Origin of the sequence: Alcanivorax sp. (assembly GCF_014762765.1) — a bacterium.
Classification (GTDB): Bacteria; Pseudomonadota; Gammaproteobacteria; order Pseudomonadales; family Alcanivoracaceae; genus Alcanivorax.
Window position 1 is genome coordinate 2,998 of the sequence record NZ_JABURH010000184.1, and the last position, 12,509, is coordinate 15,506.

The following is a 12,509-nucleotide window of genomic DNA, read 5'->3' on the forward strand; positions in this document are numbered from 1 at the left end:
CCGGCGCTTGCTGCCGTTCCTGGTCGGTGGCATCCAGGCCGACGTACCGGAGTAACACGCTTTTCTTTTTTCCCGCAGGAGCGTAGCCAACGACCACAGGTCGGCCCGAAGGGTGAGCGAAGCGAATCACGTCGCTGGCGGCGCGATTACAGTCTGGGATCAAAGGAAAAGGCTGTCGCGCCTCCAGGGCCTTACCGGCACTTCGGTGGTAGTGCGCGGGCAGGGCCTTTCAGGTTACTGTTACCTCTTTCGCCCTTTGCAACTTTGAACTTTCAACTTGAAACTCCCCATGGAACTGATCATCAACCTTTCTGAACAATGGCTGGAACTGCGCGGTGAGCGTACCGAGCGTTTTCCCGTGTCCTCCGCCCGCAACGGGGCCGGCCAGGCCATGGGCAGCGAAGCCACGCCGCTGGGGCGGCATCTGGTTCGGGCCCGTTTCGGTGACGGTCTGCCGGAGGGTGCGGTGCTGTCCGGGCGTAAATTCTCCGGGGAAATCTGCGACGAGGACAAGGTCCGTGAACATCCCCAGCGGGATTGGGTTCTCACACGGATTCTCTGGCTGGGCGGCATGGAACCCGGCCACAATCTGGGCGGTGACGTGGATAGTTTCCGTCGCTTTATTTATATTCACGGCACACCGGACAGTGAGCCCATGGGGGCGCCCGCGTCCCACGGCTGCATACGGATGCGCAACGCGGACATAATTCGCGTTTTCGATCAGGTGCCGGTGGGTGCCGCTGTCACCATCACGGAATAACGATCACCAATCAGGATTGCCATGCCATCCGTTTCCCCCCTGTTGATGCTTGATCTGGAAGGACTCCAGGTCAGTGACGTGGAGAAAGACTTGCTGGCCCACCCGGGTACCGGCGGGCTGATTCTCTTTAGCCGAAATTATCAGGACCGGCAGCAACTGGCGGAGCTGGTTCACCAGATTCGCACTGTCCGACCAGAGATATTGATCGCCGTGGACCAGGAAGGCGGTCGCGTGCAACGCTTCCGTGACGGCTTTGTGCGCCTGCCGCCCATGGCTGCCCTGGGCCGTCGTTATGACCAATCTCCGCAGGCAGCCGTGGAGGAGGCAGTTCTGCTAGGCGAACTGATGGCCTCGGAGCTGACCGAGCTGGATATCGATCTGAGCTTTGCCCCGGTGCTGGATCTGGATTACGGCACCAGCACGGTGATCGGCGACCGTAGTTTCCACGGCGATGCGGATGCCATGATCGCCCTGGCCAGCGCGTTTATCGACGGCATGAGCGCCGCCGGCATGGCTGCCACCGGCAAGCATTTTCCCGGCCACGGCCATGTGGTGGCGGACTCCCATCTGGAGTTGCCGGTGGACCCGCGGCCGCTGGCCGAGATTGAAGCGGCGGATCTGCGTCCCTTTGTGGCGCTGGCACAAAAGCTGGACGGCATCATGCCCGCCCACGTGATTTACAGTGCAGTGGAAAACCAGACCGCCGGTTTTTCCCGTTACTGGCTGCAGACCCGATTGCGCGAGCAGATGGGCTTTCGCGGCGTGATCTTCTCCGATGACCTGTCCATGGCCGGGGCCCACGGTGTCGGCGGTTATCCGGAGCGGGCGAGGGCGGCGCTGGAGGCCGGTTGCGACATGGTATTGGCCTGCAACAACCGGCCCGGGGCGGAACAGGTGCTGGACTTCCTCGCCGCTACCCGTTTCAGCGGTCAGGTGCCGGCCAGCGGCCTGCGTGCCCGCCCGCGTCACCCGATGGAAAATACCAAACGCCAGGCTGCCACGGAGCTGGCGGCGGCATTGACTGAACTTCGTTAAGGATTCACATGAACTGGGACTGGAATCAACTGCTGCAATGGCCGAACGTGGAAACCCCCACGGACATCTGGCTGACTCAACTGTTCATCGTCGTACTGTGCACGGTGACGGTGAATTTTATTCTGATGCGCGTCATCGACGTGCTAGACCGGCTGATCAACAAGACCGAAACCCTGTGGGACGATGCCCTGTTGGAAGCGGCGCGGATTCCGGTGCGGCTGGTATTCTGGGTGGTTGGCCTGTCCGTATCGGTAGAGCTGTTGCAGGCGGTGACCGAGGACGCTAATGAGTTGTTTGATCTGGCTCCCAAGGTGCGCCAGATCGCTTTTATCCTGATTATCGCCATGTTCCTCAACCGGTTTATCTCCTATACCGAGAAGAACCTGATTGACCCTTCGCGCATGCGCAAACCCATGGATCAATCCACGGCGGCGGCCATCGCCAAGCTGTTACGGGTGTCGGTGATCATTACCGCCCTGCTGATCGTGTTGCAGACCCTGGGCTACAGTATTTCCGGTGTGCTGGCCTTTGGCGGTATTGGTGGCATGGCGGTGGCCTTTGCCGCCAAGGATCTGCTGGCCAATTTCTTCGGTGGCATGATGGTCTACTTGGACAAGCCGTTCCGGGTAGGGGACTGGGTGCGCTCACCGGATCGTTCCATCGAAGGCACTGTGGAAAGTATCGGTTGGCGACTGACCTGTATTCGCACCTTCGACCAGCGCCCGCTGTATATCCCCAATGCCATGTTCACCACCGTGGTGCTGGAAAATCCATCGCGCATGCTCAACCGTCGCATCAACGAGAAAATCGGTATCCGCTATGAGGACTGGCAGAAAATGCCGGGCATTGTCGCCGAAGTGAAACAGATGCTCATTGATCACGAGGAGCTGGAAACCGACAGCCGTACCCTGATCGTGAATTTTGACAGTTACGGCGCCTCGCATCTGGAATTCTTTATCTATACCTTTACCAAGACCACCCAGTGGGTCCGTTACCATGAGATCAAGCAGGATGTGCTCATGAAGATCATGGCCATCGTCAACGAGCACGGCGCGGAGTTTGCCTTCCCCACCCGTACCCTGCATCTTGTCAGCCACAACGACGATCATCCCGCCACGGGTCTGGAAGACGACAACACCGAGGAAGCACAGCATGTCCATCGCTGAGGAGCTGCAACAGGAACTGATGCGGGTGCGCCGCGACGCTATCGAGCTGCATTCCGCCGATCAGGTTCAGGAAGCCATTGCCAAGCTGGCCTTCGAGGTGACCGAAGCCTATTCCGGCAAGGTGCCGGTGATGCTGACCATCATGAATGGCGGCATGATCTTTGCCGCCGAGCTGGTCAAGCGCCTGGATATCCCACTGGAGATGGATTACCTGCATGCCAGCCGTTATCTGGGAGAGACCACCGGCGGCGATGTGGAGTGGATCGTTACTCCTAACGCCAGTCTGGCCGGGCGGGATGTGCTGATCGTCGATGACATTCTCGACGTGGGCTCCACCCTGTTGTCCATCATCGACGCCTGCAAGGCCCAGGGTGCGGCTTCGGTAAAGACCTGCGTACTGGTAGACAAGCAACATGACCGCAAGGCACAACCCGGCCTCAAGGCTGATTTCACTGCGCTGGAAGCCGCGGATTACTACCTGTTCGGCATGGGCATGGACTACAAGGGCTTCTGGCGCAACGCGCCGGGCATTTACGCGGTAAAGGAAAACTGAGCATGTTGGCGTTTATTGGCGGCACTGGCCTTACGCGCATGGATAACCTGCGCATCATCCACAAGCATACGATTTCCACCCGCTTCGGTGAGCCTTCAGCGCCAATCGTGGAAGGGGAGCTGGACGGTCAGAACGTGCTGTTCCTGGCCCGCCATGGCGACCCGCATGTACTGCTTCCCCATCAAGTGAACTACCGGGCCAATCTGGTGGCACTGAAAGAGGCCGGCGCCACCGCTATTGTGGCGGTGAACGCGGTGGGCGGCATCACAGCCCAGGCGCCCACCGGCGCCCTGGTGTTGCCTGACCAGATTATCGACTATACCTGGGGTCGGGAGATGACATTGTTCGACGACCCGGCGGAGCCCTTGGTGCACGTGGATTTCAGCTGGCCGTTCGATAGTGCTCTGCGCAATAGCCTGAAGGAAAAACTGGCCGCGTCGGAGCTGAAATGGAACGACGGCGGCTGCTATGCGGCTACCCAGGGCCCTCGGCTGGAAACCGCTGCAGAAATCACTCGCCTGGAGCGTGACGGCTGCGACATCGTCGGCATGACCGGCATGCCTGAAGCGGTGCTGGCCAGGGAGTTGGCATTGCCCTATGCCATGCTGTCGTTGGTGGTGAATCCGGCAGCGGGCAAATCCAGCCATGAGATCACCATGGCGGAAATCGAAGCGGTCATTCACGATGGCATGGCCAATGTGTGCCGGGTGCTGGCGGATTTTGCCGGTAGCTACACCGCCTGATTATAACGGCCGCTGACTGCCAGTGGTTTTCGTAAGGAGCTTCACACAGTGACCCTGCTGATCCTCTTCGCCGCCGTCTCCATCGGCTTTTCCTTTCTCTGCTCGATTCTGGAAGCGGCGTTATTGTCGATTACGCCGAGCTTCATTGCTGGTCTGCGTGAAACCCGGCCCAGGCTTTACGAGACACTCCGCTCCTACAAGGACGATATCGACAAACCGCTGTCTGCCATTCTCACCCTCAACACGGTGGCTCATACCGTGGGGGCTACCGGGGTAGGGGCCCAGGTGGCGGTGGTCTTTGGCGAGGCCTGGCTGGGTGCGGCATCTGCCATCATGACCCTGGCGATTCTGGTGCTGTCGGAAATCATTCCCAAGACCATCGGTGCCAAATACTGGCGTGCACTGGCGCCCATGTTGCCTCCGGTGCTCAAGTTCATCATGGTCACCCTGATGCCCTTTGTGTGGCTGTCCAAGCTGATTACCAGCAGGATCGGCGGTGGTGAGCACGATGTGGAAGTGCGGGCAGAAATCCGTGCATTGGCGGATATGGGCAAGGACCAGGATGCGCTGGACGATAATGAGTTCCAGGTAATCCAGAACATCCTGCGTCTGCATGACATCAAGGTCGGCACTATTATGACTCCGCGTACCGTATGCCGCACCGTCACCCCGGAAATGACCGTTGCCGAGTTTCTGGAAAAAGAGAAGGATCAGCCGTTTTCCCGTTTTCCGGTGATGACGGAGCAAGGTGAAGGCAAGGGCTATATCCACAAATCCGACCTGCTGGGCTGTAATCCGGATCAGACCATGAGCGTACTCGCCCATGAAGTGCCTCTGGTACATACCAGTATGGGAATCGACAAGTTGTTCCACGCCATGCTGGCCCAGCGCCAGCATATGGCTGTGGTCTATGATGAACACGGTACCTGGGTCGGGCTGATCACCCTGGAAGATATTCTGGAAAGTATCCTCGGCCGTGAGATCATGGACGAAACCGATCACGTGGCAGACTTGCGACTCTATGCCCGCCAGCGTTGGAGCCGGCGGTTGAAAAAGCAGGAAAAGCCGCAATAGGAAGCAGTATCAGCCGATTCAGGAGAGGCAACCATGACCGAAATCTACAAGGACAATAGCGAGACCATTGGCAAGACGCCGTTGGTGCGCATCAACCGCATCAGCCAGGGCAAGATTCTCGCCAAGCTGGAATCACGCAATCCGGCGGGCAGTGTGAAGTGCCGTATCGGTTCCTCCATGATCTGGGACGCGGAAAAAAGTGGCCAACTGAAACCCGGCATGACCCTGGTGGAACCCACCAGCGGCAACACCGGTATCGCCCTGGCCTATGTGGCGGCGGCGCGGGGGTACGACTTGACCCTGACCATGCCCGATACCATGAGCCTGGAGCGCCGCAAGATTCTGAAAGCGCTGGGTGCCAAGCTGGTGCTGACTCCTGGTGCCAAAGGCATGCCCGGGGCCATCGCCAAGGCGGAAGAACTGGTCAGCGAAAACCCGGAAAAATTCCTGATGCTGCAGCAGTTCAACAACCCGGCCAATCCGGAAATCCACGAAAAAACCACTGGCCCGGAGATCTGGGATGCCACCGGCGGTGATATCGACGTGCTGGTCAGCGGCGTAGGTACCGGGGGTACCATTACCGGGGTATCCCGCTACATCAAGAACCAGAAGGGCAAGGCCATCATTTCTGTTGCGGTGGAGCCGGATTCTTCCACCATGATCACCGCTGCGCTGAAAGGGGAAGAGCCCACCCATGGCCCCCACAAGATTCAGGGGATCGGTGCCGGCTTTGTGCCGAAGAATCTGGACCTGTCTGTGGTGGATCGTTGTGAGCAAGTGAGCAATGACGACGCCATGGCGTGGGCCCACAAACTGATGCAGGAAGAGGGTATTCTTGCCGGCATCTCCTGCGGGGCCGCCATGTGCGTGGCGGATCGCATCAGTCAGTTGCCAGAGTTCGAGGGAAAAACCATCGTTGTGGTGTTGCCGGATTCCGGCGAACGCTACCTCAGCTCCCCGCTGTTTGCCGACATGTTCAGTGAGCAGGAACTGAGCCAGTAATATCGCAAGCCCCGCCTGGCGGGGCTTGTTTGATCTGGCAGGCGCAAACCACGGCTACCGCTTATGCTATCCTTGCCGCCCAATCAGGAGGTGGTATGGCAGCAGTTGCAGAGGTGGATGTTGTAGTGATCGGCGCCGGTGCGGCCGGACTGATGTGTGCCGCCACGGCCGCCTATCAGGGCCATCGGGTCCTGCTTCTGGACCATGCTAACAAGGCGGGCAAGAAGATTCTCATGTCCGGCGGCGGCCGCTGTAATTTCACCAACCTGAATACCACCCCGGAACACTTCGTCTCCGCCAATCCGCATTTTTGCAAATCAGCGCTCAAGCGCTACAGCCCCTGGCACTTTGTAGAGCTGGTGGAGCGCCACGGCATCGACCATGTAGAAAAGGCGCCGGGGCAGCTGTTCTGTGCGGAATCTTCCAAGGAGATTCTCGGTATCCTGCTCACCGAATGTGAATGGGCCGGGGCGGAAGTTCGCCTGAAGACTGATATTGGCCGGGTGGAGCAGGGAAGTCAGGGCTTTGTGCTGACCACCTCCGCGGGTGTCATTCGCTGCGTCAAGCTGGTGGTGGCCTGCGGGGGCCTGTCCATTCCCACCATGGGTGCCACCGGCTTCGGCTACCAGCTTGCTGAACAGTTCGGGCTCAATGTGCTGCCCACCCGCGCCGGACTGGTTCCGTTTACCCTGCAACCGGATGACAAAGCCTGGCTGTCCGCCCTGTCGGGTATCAGTACCGAGGTAGTGGCCGAGGCGGGTGGCGCCCGGTTTGCCGAGCCCATGCTGATTACCCACCGGGGCCTGTCCGGCCCGGCCATGCTGCAGGTATCCAGTTTCTGGACGCCAGGCCACCCGGTGACTGTGGACTGGCTGCCGGCTGTTGCCGATCCGTTTGCCGATCTGGTCGCCGAGCGCAACCAGCATCCCAATCGGGGCATGGAGCGATGGTTGCGCCAGTACTTCTCGCAACGGTTGGCCGGGGCACTGGTGGAACGGTTCGGCTGGCAGGGCAACCTGCAGCAGTTCAGCAACGAGCGGTTGGCTGCTGTGGCGGCCACCCTCAAGGGCTGGCAGTTCAAACCCTCCGGCACCGAAGGCTATCGCACCGCGGAAGTGACCCTGGGCGGTGTGGATACCGACGCGATTTCCTCCAAGACCTTTGAGGTCAATACCGTGCCCGGCCTGCACTTCATTGGTGAAGTCCTGGATGTTACCGGCCAGCTCGGGGGCTTCAATTTCCAGTGGGCCTGGGCCAGCGGCTGGTGCACCGGGTTGGCGTTATAGCATTATTCTGGGTCAGAGGGGCTAGCAGCCGGGGGCTACGCAAACGGGTTTGCCCGTCAGCTGCAGGGCCGGGCCCCCGGTAACCCGGTAGCCCACCCGTCCATTCCCTGACACAATGAGCTCCAACACCTCAGGCAAAACAAGGATGCACGATGAACCTCGAGAAGGTGGTTTTTGGCTTTTTCATTCTGCTTGCGCTGACCCTCAACTTCGGGTTCTTTTACGGAGAGATCGATAACCCGCAACACCATGACGTTTACGAGCTGTTTGCAGCCCTGGTAGTGAGCCTGATCGCCACCGTGCTCAAATTCGGCGAACGCACCCAGATTGGTGCCGTGTTGCTTGCCTCCAGTCTGGTGGCGGATCTGCAATTGATTGTCGCGGCGATTGTCTGGGCGGTAGCGGTGCATGTGCTTGAAGTCGGGCTGACGCCAGCGGTAATGGCGTCCATTGTTTCCCTGTCAGGTGGTGCACTGTTGGCCAACCTGGTATCCGCCGTGCTGTTGACGGTGGAAACCATCACCCTGCAGCGATAACTGCCATGCCTTCAGTCGTTCCCATGATCCTGCGGCGCATGCGCGTGCCGCTGGTGGTGCTGATTGTGGCCTACAGTATCGCCACTGTGGGTTTCACTCTGATCCCGGGTGTGGATGATCAGGGTAACCCCTGGCGCATGAGCTTCTTCGAAGCTTTCTATGTGGTTAGCTATACCGGCAGCACCATTGGCTTTGGTGAAGTGCCCTACGATTTTTCCGGTGGCCAGCGCATGTGGACCATGGTCAGCATTTACCTGACCGTGTTCTCCTGGCTTTATTCCGTGGGCATCATCATTTCCCTGCTACAGGACAAGAGTTTTCGTCAGGAACTGAGCCGGGTGCAACTGCAGCGCAGCTTGCGGCGGTTTCGTGAACCCTTCTATGTGATTTGCGGGTATGGCGATACTGGCAAGTTGCTGACCCGGTCTTTGCTCAGCCGTGGCATGCGGGTGGTCATTGTGGACAAGGATCCGGAAGCCATCGATTCCCTGCGTATCAAGGATCAGGGATTGTACGTGCCGGGGTTTACCGTGGATGCGGAGATTCCCGGGAATCTGGTCAAGGCCGGGCTCAAGCATCCGTTGTGTCGTGGTGTGCTGGCGGTCACCAACAATAATCACACCAATCTGAAAATTGCCACCACGGTGAAGTTGCTAAACAAGCAAAGCCAGGTTTTTTGCCGCGCCGGCAGCGAAGAAAACGCCAACAACATGCTGTCTTTTGGCACCGACCTGGTAGTCAATCCCTACCAGGATTTTGCCCGACGGCTGCTGTTGGGTATTCGCCAGCCGGATACTCACCGGGTGTACGATTGGCTTACCTCTCTGCCCGGCGCCGCCTTGCCGGAGAGGCCCATGCCTCCCCAGGGCCGCTGGATATTGTGTGGTTTTGGTCCCTTCGGTCGCGCTGTCTACGAAGCGCTCAGCAAGGAGGCAGGTATTGAACTGGTGGTGGTCACCCCGCATCCGCATCAGCCGGATGTGCCTGCGGGCAGTGTGGAAGGCAAAGGCACCGAGGCTGTGACCCTTCGCGAAGCGGGCATCGACAAGGCAGTCGCCCTGGTGGTGGCAACGCCGGACGATGCCGATAACCTGTCAGTGATGATGACCGCCCGCGAGCTGAACAGCAGTATCTATATGGTGGCACTGCAAAACCGCCTGCATAACCGTCTGTTGTTCCAGGCTGTCAATCCGGAATTGCCGGTCCAGACCAGTTTTCTGGTGGCCAGTCGTTTTCTTTCGGTTCTCAATGCGCCTCTGCTGAAAGAGTTTCTGTGGGAAGCGGAACAGCAGGGCAATGAGTGGAATGAGCAGCTGCTTGAGCGTATGGCCGGCATCACGACCACGATCACCCCGGAAAGCTGGCACGTGCAGATTGGCGATGAAGAGACCCCTGCAGTGACCCTGGCTCTGCGTCTGGGGGAGCCCGTCACGCTGGGTAATCTGTGTCGTAGCCCCCGTCATCGGCTAACTTGTCTGAATGCCATTCCACTGATGCTGCGCCGCAATGGCCGCAATACTCTTCTGCCCGATGAAAAGGAAAATCTGGAGCCCGGTGACCGCTTGCTGTTCTGCGGCACAGACAAGGCCAATAATCAGATGCAATGGAGTCTGCGCCACCTCAATGCCTTGCGTTACGTGCAGACCGGCCATCAACGACCGGATGGGCTGGTCTGGCGCTGGCTGGCCAAACGCCGGGCAGCACCGGCGGACGTGAGGGAATAGTCGCCGGTCGTCGCTTGCCTGCTTGCCGTGGTTCCCGGCACTTCCTATGATCGTTGCTGCTGACTATGGGCGGGACTGCGTGGAAGACGACAACAATAACGATGCGCTGATCGGCAAGATCTACGAAACCGCGCTATCCCCTGGTGACTGGGTGGAGTTGCTGGATACCATTGCCGGCTGGACCGATAACCGCCCGCAGGCCGGGCACACGGGCTCGTCGCTGGAACCCCGACAATCCCCCAATGATGTGGATCAACTGATCGCCCACCTGGAACGAGCGGTGCGCAGCAGTGCCTACATGCATGCCCTGGAAGATCGCACCCAGGTGCTTAATGCCATGTATAACCAGATGCCCTGGCCCATGCTGATGCTGGGTGACGGCATGCAGGTACTGGAATGCAATCCGGTAGCCAGACAGGTGCTGGCGGATGGCCCTGTGCAGTTGTACGAGGATGGGACTCTGTTGTTTGCCGATCGGGAGTTGAAGCAGGCTCTGGAGCGCATCAACCGGTTGGCCGAAGGTCGCGAGACTCAGCTCATAAGCTCTCCCCAGGAAGGTGTTTCCTTGTTATGTCTGCCGGTGCAGAAATCTGATGCACCGGGCAGCATTGCCCAGCTGCGTACCATCGTCTGGGTGCTGGCCGGCCACAGCGTGGTGACACCATCCCCGGAGATGCTTCGCTCCCTGTTCAATATCAGCCAGGCGGAATCCCGTCTGCTGCACTTGCTGTGCAAGATCGGCAACCTGAGCCAGAGCGCCGAGCTGTTGAATGTCAGTATTCACACGGCCCGAACCCAACTCAAATCCACCATGGCCAAACTCAATGCCAACAGCCAGGTACAATTGGTCAGTCACGCCATGGGGCATGCCTTGGTGCAGGCAGCAAAACTCCCGCAAATCCAGCAGGAAAGGGAATACTCCCTGAGCTTGCCGGACCGGCGTGTACTGAGCTGGTACGAATATGGTGACCCACACGGCCGCCCGGTACTGACGCTGGATAACCTGGGGGCGGCGCTGCCGGATCACAGCTATTTTGATGGCTGGTATCGCGAGAAAGGGCTGCGCATGATCATGATTGTGCGCCCCGGCTATGGCATATCCACCTACAAGGCGGACATGGAATTTCGGGATTTCGGTCCCGATATTCTCGCTCTCTGCGAACACCTTGGCCTGCACCGCCCGCCCATGGCGGCCTATTGCGGTGGTGGTCCCTATGCCCTCTGCGCCGCGGCACTGTACCCGGATATCTTCGACCGACTCGGACTGCTGGCCAGCACTGTGCCTATTGAACACTTCGAGCTGGACAAGCTGGACCCGCTTCACAACATGTTCCTGCGCCTGTTTCGGCGTGACCCTCGCCTGTTCGTGCTGGTAGGGCGATTGGGCATCCGTGGGGTACAGAAGGCGCCGGAGAAGTTCTTCGCCATGATCGCCAAAGGATTGTGCGATCGGGACAAAGCCGTGCTGGATAACCCGGATCTGCTGCAGCGAACCATCAAATCTATGCGTCGCAGCCACTTCCAGGGGGCGCGCATCATGATTGACGAGTACCTGCGCATGCAGCATCCCTGGCAGGTAGATTTGAGCAAGATCACCATGCCGGTCATGCAGTGGCACGGCGAGGATGACCGGATTATTTCCATCGGTAGCGCACGTGGTCTGGCGGGGGATTTGCCCGGGGTGCGGTTCCGCAGCTTCCCGGGGCTGGGGCGCTTTATGGTCTATCAAGTGTGGAAGGAATTTCTGACAGAGCTGCTGGAACTGCCCTGAGAAGCACATCGTATTGGTTGGTGCGGTTTGCTGCACCGGGTGTTAGCGGATTCAATCCAGGTCGGCAAATTGTTTCCGGAACGTTGCGGGGACCGGCATGACACCGTGCTTTTGGTGATCAAAAAATACAAAGCCCTGCTTGGCCAGCACCACCAGCTGCCCGCCGGGTTGCTTGGTGACCCGGAAAATCAGGTCCGCCCCATATTTGTTGAAATCCATCAGCCCCACCTCGAATTGCAGATCATCCTGGGCAAAGCTTTCCGTTTTATAGGTGGCAACCAGATCAGTCACTACAATGCTCTGCTTATCGCTGTCGAACTGGTCAAAACCGATGTGGCAGAAGAACCGGTAGCGGGCCTCGGAGAGCAGGGAAATCATCTGGTCGTTACCCACATGCTTGCCGGTGTTCAGGTCCGTCATGCGGACATTGATGGTGTGGGTGTAGAGGAACTGTTCGGGCAAATCCAGTTGAACGCGGGCCATACTGAGGTCTCCGGCGATGGTTGGGGCAGGGGAGTGTAGCAAGCTCCGAACGGAATTGTGAAACAGCATTCTGCATGGGCTGTGCCGCAGTGAGAACGGGCGTACCTCTCATTTTATGGCAATACGGTTGTCGTCATCGAAAATGTAAAATAGTCTCAATGCACGGGGAGCGAACGTGAACGAGCAAAGGGAATTGCTCGCTCTGGCAACGTCTCAACGCAGTACGTGGCGTAATACGCTTTGGGCTGTCTTTTCCTGCTGCTCCCTGCCTTCAGGCCGTCCGGTCTGGGGCACTCTCACCGGAACCTCTCCAAGCGTGTGCGGCGGCCGCTGCCGTGTGCCGTTGCTCGTTGCAGGCAGTAATAACAATCATTAG

Annotated in this window: 12 protein-coding genes; 11 read left to right on the forward strand and 1 reads right to left on the reverse strand. The window is 58.9% G+C overall.

Features of this window, described 5'->3' with window-relative positions; genetic code table 11:
* Window positions 1-289 precede the first annotated feature (289 nt).
* From HUJ17_RS13855 to HUJ17_RS13905, 11 genes are all read left to right on the forward strand, one after another.
* Entirely contained in the window at window positions 290-760 is a 471-nt protein-coding gene (locus tag HUJ17_RS13855; protein WP_290511243.1) for a L,D-transpeptidase, read from the forward strand.
* A 21-nt stretch (window positions 761-781) separates the two neighbouring features.
* Window positions 782-1,795 (forward strand): beta-N-acetylhexosaminidase, encoded by a 1,014-nt coding sequence (nagZ, locus tag HUJ17_RS13860; RefSeq protein ID WP_290511244.1) that lies wholly within the window; start codon window positions 782-784, stop codon window positions 1,793-1,795.
* An 8-nt stretch (window positions 1,796-1,803) separates the two neighbouring features.
* Entirely contained in the window at window positions 1,804-2,961 is a 1,158-nt protein-coding gene (locus tag HUJ17_RS13865) for a mechanosensitive ion channel family protein (RefSeq protein WP_290511245.1), read from the forward strand.
* Window positions 2,948-3,514 (forward strand): hypoxanthine-guanine phosphoribosyltransferase, encoded by a 567-nt coding sequence (locus tag HUJ17_RS13870; RefSeq protein WP_290511246.1) that lies wholly within the window; start codon window positions 2,948-2,950, stop codon window positions 3,512-3,514. Before HUJ17_RS13865 ends, HUJ17_RS13870 begins: the two co-directional genes overlap by 14 nt.
* A gap of 2 nt (window positions 3,515-3,516) precedes the next feature.
* Window positions 3,517-4,257: an S-methyl-5'-thioinosine phosphorylase gene (locus HUJ17_RS13875; RefSeq protein WP_290511247.1), complete on the forward strand. Its 741-nt coding sequence runs from the start codon at window positions 3,517-3,519 to the stop codon at window positions 4,255-4,257.
* 48 nt (window positions 4,258-4,305) lie between these two features.
* A complete protein-coding gene (locus HUJ17_RS13880; RefSeq protein WP_290511248.1) occupies window positions 4,306-5,331 on the forward strand; it encodes a CNNM domain-containing protein in 1,026 nt (341 codons plus the stop codon).
* Between the two features lie 33 nt (window positions 5,332-5,364).
* The gene (cysK, locus tag HUJ17_RS13885; RefSeq protein ID WP_290511249.1) at window positions 5,365-6,333 is read left to right on the forward strand and encodes a cysteine synthase A; all 969 of its coding nucleotides are present in this window, start codon (window positions 5,365-5,367) and stop codon (window positions 6,331-6,333) included.
* Between the two features lie 95 nt (window positions 6,334-6,428).
* On the forward strand, window positions 6,429-7,619 hold the full coding sequence (locus HUJ17_RS13890; RefSeq protein ID WP_290511250.1) for an NAD(P)/FAD-dependent oxidoreductase: 1,191 nt from the start codon (window positions 6,429-6,431) through the stop codon (window positions 7,617-7,619).
* A 152-nt stretch (window positions 7,620-7,771) separates the two neighbouring features.
* The gene (locus HUJ17_RS13895) at window positions 7,772-8,155 is read left to right on the forward strand and encodes a DUF6394 family protein (RefSeq protein ID WP_035247195.1); all 384 of its coding nucleotides are present in this window, start codon (window positions 7,772-7,774) and stop codon (window positions 8,153-8,155) included.
* Between the two features lie 5 nt (window positions 8,156-8,160).
* Window positions 8,161-9,879 carry an NAD-binding protein gene (locus HUJ17_RS13900; protein ID WP_290511251.1) on the forward strand — a complete coding sequence of 573 codons (1,719 nt, stop codon included), beginning with the start codon at window positions 8,161-8,163 and terminating at the stop codon, window positions 9,877-9,879.
* A 46-nt stretch (window positions 9,880-9,925) separates the two neighbouring features.
* Window positions 9,926-11,650 carry an alpha/beta hydrolase gene (locus HUJ17_RS13905; RefSeq protein WP_290511252.1) on the forward strand — a complete coding sequence of 575 codons (1,725 nt, stop codon included), beginning with the start codon at window positions 9,926-9,928 and terminating at the stop codon, window positions 11,648-11,650.
* 51 nt (window positions 11,651-11,701) lie between these two features.
* On the opposite strand, the gene HUJ17_RS13910 is transcribed toward HUJ17_RS13905, so the two are convergent.
* The gene (locus HUJ17_RS13910) at window positions 11,702-12,133 is read right to left on the reverse strand and encodes a thioesterase family protein (protein ID WP_290511253.1); all 432 of its coding nucleotides are present in this window, start codon (window positions 12,131-12,133) and stop codon (window positions 11,702-11,704) included.
* Window positions 12,134-12,509 lie beyond the last annotated feature (376 nt).